We start from the raw sequence: 17,601 nt of genomic DNA, 5'->3' as shown, positions 1-17,601 counted from the left end.
ATGTTAGATAAATTAGTAATTGCAAACCGAGGTGAAATTGCACTTCGTATCTTGCGCGCTTGTAAAGAGCTAGGGATTAAAACGGTTGCGGTTCACTCAACCGCTGACCGCGATCTTAAGCACGTTCTACTTGCTGACGAGTCAGTATGTATTGGTCCTGCACGCGGTATCGATAGTTACTTAAATATTCCTCGTATTATCAGTGCCGCTGAAATTACAGGGGCAGTCGCTATCCACCCAGGCTACGGTTTCCTTTCTGAAAATGCTGACTTCGCAGAACAAGTTGAGCGTTCAGGCTTTATTTTCGTAGGTCCAAAAGCTGACACTATTCGTCTAATGGGCGATAAAGTTTCTGCTATTACGGCAATGAAAAAAGCTGGCGTACCTTGTGTACCTGGCTCTGACGGCCCACTTGATGACGATGAAGCAAAGAACAAATCTTTTGCTAAACGTATCGGTTATCCTGTGATCATCAAAGCCTCTGGTGGCGGCGGTGGTCGTGGTATGCGTGTGGTTCGTTCAGAAAATGAATTGACTGAAGCGATCGCAATGACCCGTGCTGAAGCAAAATCTTGTTTCAATAACGACATGGTTTACATGGAGAAATACCTTGAAAACCCACGTCACATTGAAGTTCAAGTCTTAGCTGATGGTCAAGGTGGCGCGATTCACTTAGGTGAACGTGACTGTTCGATGCAGCGTCGTCACCAGAAAGTGGTTGAAGAAGCACCAGCACCGGGCATTACCGAAGAAATGCGTAAGTACATCGGTGAGCGTTGTACTCGTGCATGTTTAGAAATCAATTACCGTGGCGCAGGTACATTCGAATTCCTTTACGAAAACGGTGAGTTCTACTTCATTGAAATGAACACCCGTATTCAGGTTGAGCACCCAGTAACCGAAATGGTAACAGGCGTTGACTTGATCAAAGAGCAGCTACGTATTGCCGCAGGTCAACCGCTGTCATTTAGCCAAAGCGATATTCAAATTCGTGGCCATGCTATCGAGTGTCGTATTAATGCTGAAGATCCAGAGCGTTTCCTACCTTGCCCAGGTACTATCGAGCGTTTCCATGCGCCAGGTGGTATGGGTATCCGTTGGGAATCACACATCTATTCAGGTTACACAGTACCGCCTTACTACGATTCAATGATCGGTAAGTTAATTGCGTACGGTGAAAATCGTGATGTCGCTATTTCTCGTATGCGTAATGCATTGAGCGAAATGATCATCGACGGCATTAAAACCAACGTTCCGCTTCAGCAAGATATTATGGCTGACGAGAACTTCCAAAAAGGTGGCGCAAACATCCACTACCTTGAGAAGAAACTCGGTCTGCAATAAGCGAACTTGCTTGACGATAAAAGGCTACCTTCGGGTAGTCTTTTTTGTTTATACCCAATCTCAATTCACCTCGATTGATCGGTTCACATGGCATAACACAGCATCTTTTGCCACAATAGCCCACCTTTTTGACCAACCCTACTAGTTACTACACTGTATTGAGTAGGAAAACACTTGATAACAACTGGAGATACAGCATGAAAACGCTCTCAGCACGCTATCGCCAAGCCCATAAAGAGGCACTCTGGGCGATAGGACTAGCGTTAGCTTATTTTCTTTGGTGGTACCTATCCGCCTACGGCTTAGCGCCCGCCATCGGTGATCTAAGCATGCCAACCCTATATTTTGGCTTTCCACTCTGGTTCTTGATGTCATGCATTGTCGGCCCGATCATTTTTACCGTCATGTGCGGTGTCATGGTCAAAGTCGTCTACCGAGATCTTCCTTTAGATATTAACCACGAAGACCCCCATGAATAGCCAACTCATTATTCCTATCGTACTGTACCTTGCCGCAGTCTTTGCGATGGCACTTTACACCCGACGCTTTCAAAGCAAAGGAAACTTTCTTACCGAGTACCTAGTCGGTGGGCGTAGCATGGGCGGCTTTGTCCTTGCGATGACCCTTGCAGCCACTTACGCCAGCGCCAGCACCTTTATTGGTGGTCCAGGGGCTGCCTATAAAATGGGCTTAGGCTGGGTATTACTTGCGATGATCCAGTTACCCGCAGCATGGCTGACCCTTGGTGTACTCGGTAAGAAATTTGCCATCGAAGCGAGACGTCATAACGCATTAACCCTTAATGACATCCTTTATGCTCGCTATAAAAACCGTGGCGTTGTCATTTTTGCTTCACTGTCATTACTGATCGCCTTCTTTGGCACCATGGTCGTACAGTTTGTCGGTGGTGCACGTCTGCTCCAAACCGTAACAGGCCTATCGTATATGCATGGCTTAATGATCTTTGCGATCACCGTAGGCCTATACACGACAATTGGTGGCTTTCGTGCTGTTGTGATGACTGATACTTTACAGGGCTTGATGATGATCATCGGTACCATTGCGTTACTGGTTGGGATCGTGCATGCCGGCGGAAGTATCGGCGCATTAGTCACCAAGCTTCACGATATTGATCCGGCGTTAATTACCCCTTACGGTCCAAATCATTTCCTGAGTCAGCCCTTTATGTTGAGTTTTTGGATTTTGGTCTGTTTTGGTGTCATCGGTTTGCCGCATGCTGCGGTACGTTGTATGTCTTATAAAGACAGTAATTCACTGCATAAAGGCATGGTACTCAGTACCATCATGGTAGCGCTACTGATGTTTGGGATGCACTTAGCAGGCGCATTAGGCCGTGCTATCGTGCCTGATATCGCTAGCCCCGATCAGATCATGCCAACCCTTATGGTAACCGTATTACCACCTGTTGTAGCCGGTGTGTTCTTGGCAGGCCCAATGGCGGCGATTATGTCGACTATCGACTCACAACTCATTCAAGCTTCAGCAACACTGCTCAAAGATTTATATATCAACTATATCAATCCAAACATTGCCAATAATGAACACGCTGAAAAGCGCCTACCTAAATTATCACTATGGGTAACAGGGATTTTCTCAGGCTTAGTGTTTATCGCTGCGATGAATCCACCGGATATGATCATTTGGCTTAACCTATTAGCCTTTGGTAGCTTACAAGCCGTATTTTTGTGGCCTCTGGTACTCGGCTTATATTGGAAAAAAGCCTCCGCAACCGGCGCTTTTGCTTCCATGATCGTCGGCTTGAGTAGCTACATTATTTTGTCATTTAGTAAACCCGATATGAATGGCGTTCATGCGATTGTACCAACGCTATTATTAGGTTTGATCGCTTTTGTCGTTGGTAGCTATGCCAAACCAACAAAAGTAGAAACACCGCAATTAAGCGACTAAAATCGGCTATATCACGCTAAATAATCAACTACATTAAAGATAGTGCCAGTCGGTACTATCTTTTTTTTATCCCTAGAATGGCATCTGATAATGGGGATTGGTGAAATTTCATGCTAGACTTCGCCCCCTATGTTCAAGTAGTCACAAAATAAGCGAATAAACCATGCCTTGGATTCAAATTAAACTGAACGCAACTGCAGAGAGCGCAGAAGCAATTGGCGACATGCTAATGGAAGAGACTGGTGCTCTGTCTGTCACCTTCCTAGACGCACAAGACACGCCAGTTTTCGAGCCTATGCCAGGTGAAACCCGCCTTTGGGGTGATACCGATGTAATTGGTTTGTATGATGCTGAAGCCGACATGGATTTCGTGCTGAACATGCTTAAAAACAGCCCATTAATTGCTGATGATTTTGCTTATAAAATCGAGCAGTTAGAGGATAAAGACTGGGAACGTGAGTGGATGGATAACTTCCACCCTATGCGTTTCGGTCGTCGTCTATGGATCTGCCCAAGCTGGCGTGAAGCGCCAGAGCCAGATGCGGTGAACGTACTATTAGACCCAGGTCTAGCATTTGGTACAGGCACTCACCCAACAACATCACTTTGTCTTGAGTGGTTAGACAGCCAAGACCTAACCGGTAAAACGGTTATCGATTTTGGTTGTGGTTCAGGCATTCTAGCGATTGCTGCACTAAAACTTGGCGCAGCAAAAGTTATTGGTATTGATATCGACCCACAAGCTATCTTAGCGTCACGTGATAACGCAGAACGTAACGGTGTGTCTGACAATCTAGAACTATACCTACCACAAGATCAGCCTCAAGGTATTCAAGCTGACGTTGTAGTTGCTAACATCCTTGCAGGCCCACTGCGTGAACTATCACCAGTGATCAAGAGCCTTGTTAAAGACGGTGGCGACTTAGCGATCTCAGGTGTGCTAGAAAGCCAAGCGGCTGATGTGTCAACCTACTACAGCGATGAACTGGCTTTAGACCCAGTAATTGCACGTGAAGAGTGGTGTCGCATCTCAGGCCGTAAGGCATAATCACACGCAGTTTTGGGTACTACTGCTGATTTTTATTTATAAATTTAATCGGTCAATTGATTGAAAATCATACGATTTTGGCAAACAAAATCATCATGCTCAATTATTGGCCTTTTCAGCAGAGCAAAAAATGCGTAAAATGCGCGCCCTTACTGGCACAGTCAGGTAGAGACATTTTGCAAATCGGTCCTTATCAACTTAAAAACCAGCTGATAGTCGCGCCTATGGCGGGTGTGACCGATCGGCCATTTCGTGAGTTATGCCTTCGCTACGGTGCAGGTATGGCAGTTAGCGAGATGATGTCGTCGAACCCAGATCTCTGGAAGACGTCTAAATCGCTCAATCGTATGGTTCACGAAGGTGAATCAGGTATTCGTTCGGTTCAGATAGCAGGGGCTGATCCAAAGTTGATGGCTGAAGCTGCGCAGTTCAGTGTTGAAAACGGTGCGCAAATCATCGATATCAACATGGGATGCCCAGCAAAGAAAGTAAACAAACGATTAGCCGGTTCTGCACTACTGCAATATCCCAACCTTATCGAAGACATTCTTCGTACAGTGGTGGATGCGGTAGATGTTCCAGTTACGCTTAAAACCCGTACTGGTTGGGATCTGGAAAATAGAAACTGTGTCGACATAGCCAAACTCGCCGAGCAATGCGGCATACAAGCCCTCGCCCTTCACGGACGTACCAAGGCATGTATGTACAAAGGTGAAGCGGAATATGACTACATTAGAGCGGTGAAACAAGCCATCTCGATCCCAGTTATCGCTAACGGTGATATCGATAGCCCGGAAAAAGCACGCTTTGTACTCGATTATACGGGTGCCGATGCTCTAATGATTGGCCGACCTGCACAAGGGAAGCCGTGGATTTTTAGAGAAATCCACCATTACTTAACAACTGGTGAACACCTCGCTGCCCCATCAATTGATGAGATCAGTGAAATCATGTTGGGACATGTTCAAGAACTCCACCAGTTCTACGGTGAATACCTAGGACTGCGCATTGCACGTAAACACGTGTCTTGGTACTTGAAAGAACATGCACCAGCCGGTGATTTCCGCCAGACCTTCAACGCACTCGAGGATGCTCAACAGCAACTTGATGCGCTGCAAGGCTACTTCGAAAACGTTGCATAAATACTAGAAGAGCTTACAGAATTATGTTCGAACAAAATCTGACTTCCGAAGCGTTAACAGTAACAACTGTAACTTCACAAGACCAAATCACACAGAAACCATTACGTGATTCAGTGAAGGCATCCCTTAAAAACTACCTTGCTCAATTAAATGGTCAGGAAGTCGACGATCTGTACGAGCTTGTGCTTGCAGAAGTTGAACAACCACTATTAGACACTATCATGCAGTACACTCGCGGTAACCAAACTCGCGCTGCAACCATGATGGGTATCAACCGTGGTACGCTACGTAAGAAGCTTAAAAAATATGGCATGAACTAATACATTTAGTTTAACTTATTGATAAAAAAGCCATCCCTGTATTTCAGGCATGGCTTTTTTATTGGCTGCTATTCGGTACTGTCATGCTAAATAAAACATAATAGTCCTACTTTAATGCAGTTTAAAACGCTGAATCGTCACCATTAGATCTTCCGAAATTTGATTGAGCTCTTCACTCGATGACGACATCTGATTAGATTCAGTCGACAATGATATCGAGCTATCATTCAAACTTGCCACATTTTGATTAATACTATTAACGGTTAATGATTGCTGCTCTGTTGCGGCTGAGATCTGCTGATTCATCCCTTGTATCGCATGAACTTCTTCAACAATTAAATTCAACGCTTCCCCTGCCGATGCAGAAATCTTTGACGCATTCTGGGCTTTTTCAGCCCCCTGATTCATGACACCAACCGCTTGCTCCGCACCTTGTTGTAATTTTTCAATAATGGTTTGAATTTCAATCGTCGACTCTTGTGTGCGCTGTGATAGGGTGCGAACTTCATCAGCAACAACAGCAAAGCCTCGCCCTGCATCACCGGCTCTTGCAGCCTCTATCGCAGCATTTAACGCTAATAAGTTGGTCTGCTCTGCAATGCCACGTATCACTTCCAACACGGTATCGACATTACGGCTATCTGTTGCTAGTTGGGTGATCACTTTACTGGCTTCACCAATATCTAATGCGAGCAATTGTGACTCTTCAATATTACGCTGAATAATCACTTTACTGGCTTCTGTTTGTTTCGCTGCTTTAATACTAAAATCAGTGGCATCAACGGTTCTGCCTGCAATTTCTTCAACCGCAGTGAGCATTTCCCCCATTGACCCCACGAGTTGATCGGTGTCTTCTTTCTGTTGATTTAAATTACTATCCATCGATAACACTGATTGTGATAAACAACGCGAAGAGTGAGTCAGTTGTGAACCTGCATCACTAATATTATGGATAATGGCCTGAATAGAAATAACAAAGCGATTAAAATGTTTCGCAAGTGCCGTTAATTCAGGACCGCCCTCTTCTTTAAGACGCTGAGTTAAATCACCTTCACCGGTTGATAGATCGCGCATCGCAGCAACGGTTTTTTTAATTGGCAAAGTAATACTACGAATAAAATACGCCATCAATAATGACAGTATTGCCAAAATAACAGCAACATTCACAAACGATAGCCATTGGCTGGCTTGAATATCTTGGTTTAAGGCTTTGATATTCATTCCTGCGCCAATCATCCAGCCCCAAGGATGAAAATAATCAGCATAGCTCGTTTTTAAAATCAGTTGATTAGGATCTGACGATGACTTCCACATATAATCAACAAAACCACCACCTTGCTTACCGACACTGTAAAGCTCTTCGACGAATCGTCGTCCATTACCGTCTGTTAGTGACAGAATGTCAGTCCCCATCATTTCATCAAAACGGGTTGCGATTTGATAGCCTTCCTTATTTCCCGCAAAAATATAATTTCCGCCATCAAAACGCATTGCGTTAATTGCCGCTAAAGCCTGTTTTTGCGCTTCTTCTTCGCTCAATGTGCCATTGGAGCTAAGTGCATGATAGTAATTAACCACTCCTACCGCCCCTTCTACTATTTGCTTAATACCTCCCTCATAATTAGCTCGCATATGTTGATTAGTTGAGGAAATATTTAATGCAGAAATAGAAATAAGACCGATGGCAAATAACAGCCATATGATCCAAGCTTTGGTACTAATTGATGCATGTGTTAACGATAGATTCATAGAACTCCCTATCCTACTTATTACGTTTAGTCATGAAATAGTTTCGCTATAACGACAAGATCAATTAGGCTCTAAGTATCTAAAGCAACATGTTAGGCGTGATTAACCAGAACTCAACCTTGCTAAATACTGTTACTATAATGCTTTCTCTCCAGATAATTTTTATAAATCCAACATATGCGTTACATGTCATATAAAGGCGCAATTGATAAAACGCTTGATCTCTAAAAATGAGTGGCAATAGCAGATACAAAAAAGCTCCGCCGACGCGAAGCTTTTCTTAGTTATAAAACAAGCAATATTCTATTGATGTTTTAGATCATGCAATGCACTCATCAATGCCTTGAGACCTATTTCTACTTTGCTACGAGGACAACCGACATTCAAACGAACATAGCCTTGCCCTTCTTGACCATAGGTATCACCGCGCATAATGGCGACTTTGTAATGACTAATTAGACGTTGTTGTAGGGCATCCATATCCACGCTCAATGGCGTTAAATCAATCCACGCTAAATATGTCCCCTCAGGCACTTGGTAATTCAACTCAGGAAAGGCCTGATTTAACTGCTCTGCGACATAACAAAGGTTAGCTTGAAGGTAGTCTTTTAAACTATCGAGCCATACTTCACCTTGGTTATAAGCGGCAATATGTCCTATAACGCCTAAAATCGACGGTGACGATAAACCATGTGCCGCTTTTAACTGAGTAAGGTACCGTTCACGCACCGTTTGATCGGCAATAAACGCATATGCGCCCGTTAATGCAGGAATATTAAATGACTTTGATCCTGAAGAAACCAACGCCCAATTATCATCTAATGCCACTTCAGGCCAAGGAATATAATCATTAAATGCCATATCCATATGGATATCATCGGAGATCACTTTCACCTGATGTTGCAAACAGATCTGTGCCATACGGCTGAGTTCATCACGTGTCCATACTCGTCCAGTTGGATTTTGTGGACTACACAGTAATAACACTTTACAGTTTGATTTTGCCGCTTGTGCTTCAAATTGTGCCCAATCAATCTCATAACTGCCACCAGCCGTTTTTAACAACGGGCTTGTTAGCATGAGACGATCATTAGCCGCTAACATATTACCAAACGCATCATAGGCTGGAGTATGAATGAGGACTCCTTCCCCCTGTTTTGTCCACTGCATCACTAATTGCGAAATGATGTAAATCACCGATGGACCATACACAATATGCTCGGGATTGATTGGACTATGATAGCGGCGTGAAAACCATCCTGTGATCGCAGATTTAAAATCATCATGATTCCATCGGCTATAGCCAAATACACCATGTGCTAATCGCTCAGATAACGCTTTCTCAATACATGGCGCAACGGCGAAATCCATATCAGAAATAGTAAACGGCAATAAATCCGCTTCACCAAACCGAGCTTCAACATAATCCCACTGGGTACAATAGGTACCATAACGGTTAACTGGGGTAGAGAAATCAAACATATCAACCTCTTGCAACAAGCAAAAACAGTTATCCAAAACAAAAAAGCGGAGCACTAGGCTCCGCAATCATATTATGCCGTCGCTGGCATTAAGCCCTGCATTTCATTTTTGACCATATGCACCTGAGGCCCAATCACGACTTGTAAGTTATGATCGTCAAGCTTAACGACCCCCAACGCACCGTTAGCTTTGAGTACGGCGTCATTCACTAAACTCATATCATTAACCGATAAACGTAAACGAGTAATACAGTTATCCAGTGACGTAATGTTTGCAGCACCACCCAGTGCTTCTAAAATAATATTACCTTTGTAACCCGTCGTTTTCTCACCCGTTTCCGCAAAGGCTAACTCATCTTTTACATCAGCCACTTCACGGCCTGGAGTTTTTAAATTAAAGCGAGTGATCACAAAGCGGAATACGCTGTAATACATCACAAACCATACTGCAGCAACAAGAGGTACTAAGTACCATTTCGTTGCCGTACCTTGAAGTACACCGAAAATCAAAAAGTCGATAATGTTGCCATCAGTATTACCAATCGTTACGCCTAATAGGTGCATCGCCATAAAGCCAACACCTGTTAAAATAGCATGAACAAAGTACAGTGCTGGTGCAACGAACAGGAATAAGAATTCTAATGGCTCTGTGATACCACCAATCACACACGCAACCACACCTGATAACAATAACGCTTTTACTTTGCTGCGATTTTCAACGCGAGCACAGTGGTACATCGCAAGAGCAGCACCGGGTAATCCACCAAGGAAAGCAGGCATTTTACCTTGCGACAAGAATGATGTTGCCGAGTTAGAGAAGCCATTAGTTGTTGAGCAAGAAAGCTCTGCATAGAAAATATTTAATGCGCCACTTACCGTGTTACCACACACATCCATCGTGCCACCCGCTTCCGTAAAACGCACCAATGCAACAAGAATGTGGTGTAAGCCAAATGGCAATAACAAACGCTCACCGGTACCGAAAAGGAATGGACCAAATGGGCCTGAGTGAGAGATTAAGCTACCAATACCATTAATACCCATAGCAAAGTAAGGCCATACTAGCGGTACTAATAGACCAACCACACCGAGCGTTAAGGTTGAGATGATCGGAACAAAACGCGCGCCACCAAAGAAAGCTAATGCATCAGGCATTTTGTAGGTATAGAAACGTGCATGCAGTTTCGCCACAATAATACCGACGATCACCGCGCCTAAAATGCCAGTATCAATCGACTCTATGCCTAAAACAGACTTCACACCGTAGGCTTTTTCTTCGATCGCATTGCCTAATACGCCAGCCACTGTTAGGTAAAAATTAATCGATAAGTTAAGTGCTGCGTAACCAACAAAACCTGCAAACGCGGCAACACCTTTTTCTTCACGAGCAAGGCCAAGAGGAATGGCTACGGCAAACATGATAGGTAAATAGATAAATGCAACCAAACCAACTTTGGTCATCCACATGAACAGCAATTGCAGTACGGTATTATCAAGAAAAGGCATACTTTCTTTTACTGCAGCACTTGATAACGAGCTACCAATACCCAGTAAAATACCGGAAAACGCCAAAAGTGCCACTGGCAACATAAACGTTTTACCTAAGCTTTGGAAAAATTCCCATAGCGTTGTTTTATTTGCAGATTTAGACATCATTGTCACCTGATCACTGTTTTATCTTCGTCAAAAACAAAGTGGTAAAACGTTTTATCACTTTGTTGAAAAAAAACGTCGACGAAGATGAGCTCAAAACTTCTGCCAACGCTTTTGCTGAATTACGAAATAAATGATAAAACGTTTTATCAACTTTTATCGGCATCGAGATCACGGAACATATCTCGCGCCATAACACATATTAAAAACTGTGATCCTGTTAATATTCGGATTATAGATATAACGTTTTATATTGATAGATAAATACAGGGTAATTAACTATCTAATGGCTAAATCAAGCAAAGTAAAGATCACCGATGTTGCCGACTATGCCGGCGTCTCCGTTTCTACTGTTTCTTTGGTGCTGGGCAATAAAGGCCGTATATCAAAAGCGACAATCGATAAGGTCAATCAAGCAGTTGAAGCCTTAGGCTATGTTCGCAATAACGCCGCAGCGAATTTACGATCCAATCACTCAAATTTGATCGGCTGGATCTTAGCGGATATTACAGATCCCTTTTATACCGAAGTCACGGCAGGGTTAAGCGATGAGCTTGAACAACATGACCATATGTTATTTCTTGCTCAGTCCAACCATCAAGCAGACAAATTAATCCAATGTGTCCAATCGATGATCCAACAAGGTGTCGCAGGTATTGCATTTAGCCCGGTAAGAGAAGCAACCAACAAAGTACTCGAAATGGCAAAACAAGCCAATATTCCTGCGGTTTGCTTGGCCCGCTCCGCCGTGAATAATGAGGTCGATTATATTGGGCCTGATAATCATCAAGCCGCAATCCTTGCAACTCAGCACTTGATCCAACAAGGTCATCGTCATATTGCGTATATTGGTGGCAGCAGTGACTCACTCACCCGTGCTGAGCGTATTGGCGGCTATGGCACGACATTAATGCAATATGGCTTACCGTTTAAAAATGAATGGATAATTGAAGCTCAGAATAACCAGTGCCAAGCCGCGGATCATGTTCAACAACTGCTAACTCAGCATCCTAAAATTACCGCGCTATTATGCCACCGACCAGCCATTGCATTAGGGGCGATGTATGGTATTCAACGGGTAGGGAAAAGTGTCGGAAAAGATAACTATATTGGTCAACAAATCGGCTTAATTGGGTTTGATGATACCCCTGAAGCGGCTTTAACTCAGCCAAGCCTAACCATGATCAGCTCTCCTACGCGACAAATGGGTCAACTTGCAGGACAACGGTTACTCGCAAAAATGACGGTTCATAATGAAACGGCACAACAGTTTATTTTACCGCCACAATTAATTGAACGAGGATCGGCATAGAGATATCAAACAGCGGCAAACAAAAAAGCTCCACCGAAGTGAAGCTTTTAGATAATCACTATAATTTAAAATTATAAGTAATCACAAAGATAAGCAGTAGTAACCAATACTTCCACATTAAATGAACTGTCACCTGGAACTTCAAAGTTATCGCCTGCGTTGTAAGTTTCCCAGTCAACATGGCCTGGTAGTTTTACAGTTAATGCACCTTTAACCACCGTCATACGCTCAGGTGCTACAGTACCAAAAGTATATTCGCCAGGTGCCATTACGCCAACACTGACATGATCACCCGAAGATTCAAAGCCAATTGATTTTACTTGGCTATCAAAATATTCATTTACTTTTAACATCGATTTTCCTTATCTTTAATTCGTATTAGCGATACGCTTTTGACTGGAAATTATCACAAAATTTCACAATGCCCTAATGAAATATAATGACGCTAATCACGATATTCATGACATGAATTTAACTTGGTTCATGATAAAAAAACGCTACACTAGTCTTTGAAATTTTATCAAGGGATCTCAGATGTTAAATAAACATGTTTTAGCGGTACTACTGATCGCTTCGTTACCATTAGTTGGTTGTAGCAGTAGCGATAAACAAAATATTAAAGATGGCTTCACTGAGATTGGTCACGCGACCCGTGATGCAACCAAAGCAACGGGACACTTTTTCCGTGATACCACAAAAGATGCGATCCAAAATGCAAAAGAAGCCACCAGCGATTAATTTATACGTTCTATTTCTTGTGCCTTGAACAACATGACTTGGTGTCACCGATAGGATCTGGCGTATCACAGCTATCGTTCAAGGCCTCAAGGATTGAGCAATGGCTCGCATCATCATCCACATGGCCACAACACGCATCATTGATCTTTTTTAACGCGCGTCGAATACGCGAGAGTTCCTTTATTTTCATATCCACTTCGTCAAGCTTAGCTTGGGTGATCGCTTTTACTTCCGCACAACTATGTTGACTAGCTTCCAGTCGGATATCTAATAGCTCACGAATTTCTTCCAAACTTAAGCCAATAGCTTTGGCCCGTAAGATAAATTTAACTCGCGATAAATTATCATCACTATATAAACGATAACCACTGTCGCTTCGGCCTGCAGGCTGGAGCAAATCATTTTTTTCGTAAAACCGTAATGTATCGCTACTGACCTGACATAACTTTGCTAATTGACCAATCAAATACATCGCCATCTTGCTCATTTCTCCTAAAGACACCCAAAAAAGCAAACGTTTGCGTAATCTTCCTATTCATGTAAAATAATGGTCACATTACACACAAATGACCATTATTGATAAATCACTATTGTCATCACCCAAGTTTTGTTGATGTGATGAGAATCAGGATATTTCCCAAAACCAATTCACACCAAATGGGCTTGGTCTTGGGAAATATTCTATTCACCGTGTAATTAAAAGAGATAGTAGCCATGGAAAACGCTCGTCCTATTCGCCGTGCACTGATCAGCGTATCAGACAAAACAGGTATTGTGGAATTCGCACAGGCTCTTGCCAATCGCGGCGTAGAAATCTTATCGACAGGCGGTACCGCTCGTTTACTTGCCGAGAAAAACATTCAAGTCACTGAAGTTTCTGATTACACCGGTTTCCCAGAAATGATGGATGGCCGTGTAAAAACCCTTCACCCAAAAGTTCATGGTGGCGTACTAGGCCGTCGTGGTACTGACGACGAAGTAATGGAAAAGCACGGTATTAACCCTATCGATATGGTTGTTGTTAACCTTTATCCTTTTGCTGAAACTGTTGCCAAAGCCGGTTGTACGCTCGCCGACGCAGTTGAGAACATCGACATCGGTGGTCCAACAATGGTTCGCTCTGCAGCAAAAAACCATAAAGATGTAGCGATTGTCGTTAATGCGCACGATTACGACCGCGTACTAACAGAAATTAGCACCAACAATGGCTCACTAACTCAGGCAACACGTTTCGATTTAGCTATCTCAGCTTTTGAACATACTGCAGCTTACGACGGTATGATCGCCAACTACTTTGGTACTATGGTGCCATCTTACGGCGACAACAAAGAAGGTGACGAGGAATCGAAGTTTCCACGCACTTTCAATCAGCAATTCGAGAAAAAACAAGACATGCGCTATGGTGAAAACAGCCACCAAGCAGCAGCATTCTATGTTGAAGCCAACCCACAAGAAGCTTCTGTCGCAACGGCAACGCAACTTCAAGGTAAGGCGCTATCATACAACAACATCGCCGATACAGATGCAGCACTTGAGTGTGTGAAAGAATTCGATTTACCCGCTTGTGTGATTGTAAAACATGCTAACCCATGTGGTGTCGCACTCGGGGACAATTTACTTGAAGCTTACGATCGCGCTTACAAAACTGACCCTACCTCAGCATTTGGCGGCATTATTGCGTTCAACGGTGAATTAGATGCAGCAACTGCACAAGCGATTGTTGATCGTCAATTTGTCGAAGTTATTATCGCGCCGAAAGTATCAGCAGAGGCGGCAGCCGTTGTTGCAACCAAGAAAAACTTACGTCTTCTTGAGTGTGGCGAATGGACAACCAAAACCACGGGTTTTGACGTTAAACGTGTAAATGGTGGTTTATTGGTTCAAGACCGTGACCAAGGTATGGTATCGGTTGATGATTTAACCGTTGTCACTCAACGTCAACCAACCACAGACGAACTGCGTGATGCACTATTTTGCTGGAAAGTAGCGAAATACGTGAAATCAAACGCGATTGTGTATGCAAAAGGCAATATGACCATAGGTGTTGGTGCAGGCCAAATGAGCCGCGTTTATTCTGCCAAAATTGCAGGTATTAAAGCTGCTGACGAAAACCTAGAAGTCGCGGGTAGCGTAATGGCATCAGATGCATTCTTCCCGTTCCGTGATGGTATTGATGCCGCAGCAGAAGCAGGCATTACTTGTGTTATCCAACCGGGTGGTTCAATGCGTGATGATGAAGTCATTGCTGCTGCTGACGAGCATGGCATGGCGATGGTATTTACCGGTATGCGCCACTTCCGCCACTAAGTTGTCATCACAAACTTAAGTGAATAAAACTATCGATTTAGTCTCTGCTCTTTTTTAAAGAGCAGAGATTTTTAAGTATTTAGCGCGAAGCAATAAGGATTAACGATGAAAGTACTGATCATTGGTAACGGCGGCCGTGAACACGCATTAGGCTGGAAAGTTGCACAAAACCCACAAGTAGAAACGGTATTTATTGCTCCTGGTAATGCAGGAACAGCACTTGAACCTAAACTGGAAAATGTTGAGATTGGTGTTGAAGACATCGCAGCATTAGTTGAATTTGCGCAAAATAATCAAATTGGTTTAACCATTGTCGGCCCAGAAGCGCCACTGGTTATTGGTGTGGTTGATGCGTTCCGCGCAGCTAAACTGCCCATCTTTGGCCCAACAGAAGCCGCAGCACAACTTGAAGGTTCTAAAGCTTTCACTAAAGACTTCCTTGCTCGCCACAATATTCCAACGGCGGAATATCAAAACTTTACTGAAATCGACCCCGCTCTTGCTTACTTAAAGCAAAAAGGCGCACCGATTGTAGTAAAAGCGGATGGCTTAGCAGCAGGTAAAGGCGTGATTGTCGCAATGACAGAGCAAGAAGCCGAAGATGCCGTACGCGATATGCTCGCTGGCAATGCATTTGGTGAAGCCGGACACCGCGTAGTTATCGAAGAGTTCTTAGATGGTGAAGAAGCCAGTTTCATCGTAATGGTAGACGGTAAAAACGTTCTACCTATGGCCACCAGCCAAGATCATAAACGTGTTGGAAATGGCGATACTGGCCCTAACACGGGTGGCATGGGCGCTTATTCACCAGCCCCTGTTGTAACACAAGATATCCATGACCGCGTGATGAAAGAAGTGATCTACCCAACGGTTGAAGGGATGGCCGCAGAAGGCGCACCTTATACAGGTTTCCTTTATGCTGGCTTGATGATCATGAGCGATGGCACCCCAAAAGTGATCGAATACAACTGTCGCTTTGGTGATCCGGAAACTCAACCTATCATGTTACGTATGCAGTCTGATTTGGTTGAGCTATGTTTAGCAGCGATTGATGGCAAGCTAGATACCGTAGAGTCGAAATGGGATCCACGCGCTTCTATCGGTGTTGTTTTAGCCGCTGGCGGCTATCCAGCAAGCTACAACAAGGGTGATGTGATTTCAGGCTTGCCGCAACAAGAAGTGGCTGGCGAGAAAGTCTTCCACGCCGGCACAACGAATAATCAAGGCGATATCGTCACTAACGGTGGTCGTGTGCTGTGTGCAACCGCGATGGGCGATACTGTCTTAGAAGCACAACAGCGTGCTTATACGTTGGCAAAACAAATTTCGTGGGATGGCATGTTCCATCGTGACGATATTGGTTATCGCGCTATTGCTCGTGAGCAACAGCAATAAAACGCATTCTCCCTAAGTTAAAAAACGCGCTTAATGAGCGCGTTTTTTATTGTCTTTTTTTGCAAGCATTTATTGCTTCGTATCAATCAGTGTCGGTGCTTGTAGACAAGTCTCACTCACCACACCCGATAACAACTTATGAATTCTTAACCTACCGTTTTTCTGCTCGCCAATAGCCGCCCAATGTCCCGATGGGGAAAATGCGGATAATACATTAGGATCATCAATCGTGATCGGCTGTTGAGTTTGACAAGAGATCTGCTGTTGTTGCTGTCTATAGCCTTGCTCAAAATACTGTTTTGATCTTTTTAGTCGTTCAATCCGATGGACTAAATATTCGCTGTGCTGTTTGAGCTCCGTTATTTCATTTGTCGTTAACGGTAAGATATGCCCATCTTCTTTATAGCGTTGATAAACTGCGATTCCTTGGCTATCGAAGCGAAGTTGTAATTCAAAGGGAACTTGCTGTCCATCGATTAACCGCTCACCCTGTTGTAACAGCGTTTTAAGCTTACCTGACTGCCATTGGTAATCACTTTGATAATCACCTTGCTTAGTACTGTACACACGCTCTCCTAGCCGTTCTGGAGCATTCTGACGGGATAAATACCAATAGATATATGTACCATCTACTTTTTGCTCAGCAACATTCACCTTAGTGATCGGCAATGCGGTGTTATCAGCAAGGTTTCCTGCAACACATCCAGTGAGAATGAGAGGAAGAAGAAAAGAAAAGAGAAATGAAATTTTAGACATAAAAAAACCGCCAGATGAATAATTCATTCTGGCGGTATCACAATTACTTCAATGCATCTTTTAGTGCTTTACCAGCAACAAACGCAGGAACGTTAGCTGCAGCAATTTGAATTTCAGCACCAGTTTGTGGGTTACGGCCAGTGCGAGCTGCACGATGGTTTACTTTAAATGTACCAAAGCCAATTAGTTGAACCTGGTCACCGTCTTTTAGCGCATCAGTAATGCCGTCAAGAGTAGATTCCAAAGCTGCTTTTGCTTGTGCTTTAGATAGATCCGCTTTTTCTGCGATCAGGTCAATCAGTTGGGTCTTGTTCATTAGGTTTCCCTTCTAAGGTTTTTCGTAAGACGAGACAACTCTAATTCAAAAGAAGCCCGTGTGGCAAAGGTTTGTCTGCTTTATTCGACTCAGGTGCGGACTCTTTAACCA

The 17,601-nt window shown here is 43.7% G+C and carries 17 protein-coding genes; 10 read left to right on the top strand and 7 right to left on the bottom strand.

The genetic code is table 11. The annotated features are described in order from the left end of the window. The 6 genes from accC to fis all read left to right on the top strand — a co-directional run bounded on the left by accC (position 1) and on the right by fis (position 5,783). Positions 1 to 1,344 carry an acetyl-CoA carboxylase biotin carboxylase subunit gene (gene accC / locus C9J45_RS16535; protein ID WP_105061397.1) on the top strand — a complete coding sequence of 448 codons (1,344 nt, stop codon included), beginning with the start codon at positions 1 to 3 and terminating at the stop codon, positions 1,342 to 1,344. 197 nt (positions 1,345 to 1,541) lie between these two features. Further along, positions 1,542 to 1,823, top strand: coding sequence for a YhdT family protein (locus tag C9J45_RS16530; RefSeq protein ID WP_045084725.1), 282 nt, complete (start codon positions 1,542 to 1,544; stop codon positions 1,821 to 1,823). After that, on the top strand, positions 1,816 to 3,273 hold the full coding sequence (panF, locus tag C9J45_RS16525; protein WP_107207967.1) for a sodium/pantothenate symporter: 1,458 nt from the start codon (positions 1,816 to 1,818) through the stop codon (positions 3,271 to 3,273). The genes C9J45_RS16530 and panF overlap by 8 nt, the downstream gene beginning before the upstream one ends. Positions 3,274 to 3,436: 163 nt before the next feature. Then, positions 3,437 to 4,321 carry a 50S ribosomal protein L11 methyltransferase gene (gene prmA, locus C9J45_RS16520; protein WP_107207966.1) on the top strand — a complete coding sequence of 295 codons (885 nt, stop codon included), beginning with the start codon at positions 3,437 to 3,439 and terminating at the stop codon, positions 4,319 to 4,321. Between the two features lie 176 nt (positions 4,322 to 4,497). Beyond that, entirely contained in the window at positions 4,498 to 5,463 is a 966-nt protein-coding gene (dusB, locus tag C9J45_RS16515; protein ID WP_199187146.1) for a tRNA dihydrouridine synthase DusB, read from the top strand. A gap of 23 nt (positions 5,464 to 5,486) precedes the next feature. Further along, on the top strand, positions 5,487 to 5,783 hold the full coding sequence (gene fis, locus C9J45_RS16510; RefSeq protein ID WP_005372656.1) for a DNA-binding transcriptional regulator Fis: 297 nt from the start codon (positions 5,487 to 5,489) through the stop codon (positions 5,781 to 5,783). 111 nt (positions 5,784 to 5,894) lie between these two features. Here the strand turns inward: fis and C9J45_RS16505 are convergent, their stop codons facing one another. From C9J45_RS16505 to malX, 3 genes are all read right to left on the bottom strand, one after another. Further along, on the bottom strand, positions 5,895 to 7,532 hold the full coding sequence (locus tag C9J45_RS16505; protein ID WP_107207964.1) for a methyl-accepting chemotaxis protein: 1,638 nt from the start codon (positions 7,530 to 7,532) through the stop codon (positions 5,895 to 5,897). A gap of 303 nt (positions 7,533 to 7,835) precedes the next feature. Further along, positions 7,836 to 9,014 carry a MalY/PatB family protein gene (locus C9J45_RS16500; RefSeq protein ID WP_107292776.1) on the bottom strand — a complete coding sequence of 393 codons (1,179 nt, stop codon included), beginning with the start codon at positions 9,012 to 9,014 and terminating at the stop codon, positions 7,836 to 7,838. A 71-nt stretch (positions 9,015 to 9,085) separates the two neighbouring features. Beyond that, positions 9,086 to 10,666 carry a maltose/glucose-specific PTS transporter subunit IIBC gene (gene malX / locus C9J45_RS16495; RefSeq protein WP_107292775.1) on the bottom strand — a complete coding sequence of 527 codons (1,581 nt, stop codon included), beginning with the start codon at positions 10,664 to 10,666 and terminating at the stop codon, positions 9,086 to 9,088. Between the two features lie 286 nt (positions 10,667 to 10,952). On the opposite strand from malX, the gene malI reads away from it, so the two are divergent. Further along, positions 10,953 to 11,978, top strand: coding sequence for a Mal regulon transcriptional regulator MalI (gene malI / locus C9J45_RS16490; RefSeq protein ID WP_107207961.1), 1,026 nt, complete (start codon positions 10,953 to 10,955; stop codon positions 11,976 to 11,978). A 71-nt stretch (positions 11,979 to 12,049) separates the two neighbouring features. Here malI and C9J45_RS16485 read toward each other — a convergent pair whose 3' ends face one another. Continuing rightward, positions 12,050 to 12,331 carry a pyrimidine/purine nucleoside phosphorylase gene (locus C9J45_RS16485; RefSeq protein WP_107292774.1) on the bottom strand — a complete coding sequence of 94 codons (282 nt, stop codon included), beginning with the start codon at positions 12,329 to 12,331 and terminating at the stop codon, positions 12,050 to 12,052. A gap of 181 nt (positions 12,332 to 12,512) precedes the next feature. Here C9J45_RS16485 and C9J45_RS16480 point away from each other — a divergent pair, with 181 nt between their 5' ends. Then, on the top strand, positions 12,513 to 12,716 hold the full coding sequence (locus tag C9J45_RS16480; RefSeq protein WP_105061403.1) for a hypothetical protein: 204 nt from the start codon (positions 12,513 to 12,515) through the stop codon (positions 12,714 to 12,716). Positions 12,717 to 12,726: 10 nt separating this feature from the next. On the opposite strand, the gene zntR is transcribed toward C9J45_RS16480, so the two are convergent. Next, a complete protein-coding gene (gene zntR, locus C9J45_RS16475) occupies positions 12,727 to 13,194 on the bottom strand; it encodes a Zn(2+)-responsive transcriptional regulator (RefSeq protein ID WP_107207960.1) in 468 nt (155 codons plus the stop codon). Between the two features lie 236 nt (positions 13,195 to 13,430). On the opposite strand from zntR, the gene purH reads away from it, so the two are divergent. Both purH and purD read left to right on the top strand, forming a co-directional pair. Then, positions 13,431 to 15,023: a bifunctional phosphoribosylaminoimidazolecarboxamide formyltransferase/IMP cyclohydrolase gene (gene purH, locus C9J45_RS16470; protein WP_107207959.1), complete on the top strand. Its 1,593-nt coding sequence runs from the start codon at positions 13,431 to 13,433 to the stop codon at positions 15,021 to 15,023. Positions 15,024 to 15,128: 105 nt separating this feature from the next. Then, positions 15,129 to 16,418: a phosphoribosylamine--glycine ligase gene (gene purD / locus C9J45_RS16465; RefSeq protein ID WP_107207958.1), complete on the top strand. Its 1,290-nt coding sequence runs from the start codon at positions 15,129 to 15,131 to the stop codon at positions 16,416 to 16,418. Positions 16,419 to 16,487: 69 nt separating this feature from the next. On the opposite strand, the gene C9J45_RS16460 is transcribed toward purD, so the two are convergent. Together C9J45_RS16460 and hupA are read right to left on the bottom strand one after the other, a co-directional pair. Continuing rightward, positions 16,488 to 17,174 carry a DUF1481 domain-containing protein gene (locus C9J45_RS16460; protein ID WP_233217812.1) on the bottom strand — a complete coding sequence of 229 codons (687 nt, stop codon included), beginning with the start codon at positions 17,172 to 17,174 and terminating at the stop codon, positions 16,488 to 16,490. 43 nt (positions 17,175 to 17,217) lie between these two features. Next, on the bottom strand, positions 17,218 to 17,490 hold the full coding sequence (gene hupA / locus C9J45_RS16455) for a nucleoid-associated protein HU-alpha (RefSeq protein WP_005372678.1): 273 nt from the start codon (positions 17,488 to 17,490) through the stop codon (positions 17,218 to 17,220). Positions 17,491 to 17,601: the final 111 nt, after the last annotated feature.

This window comes from Photobacterium sp. GB-1, from assembly GCF_003026165.1.
Classification (GTDB): domain Bacteria; phylum Pseudomonadota; class Gammaproteobacteria; order Enterobacterales; family Vibrionaceae; genus Photobacterium.
This window is presented reverse-complemented; position numbering and strand designations above follow the sequence as displayed.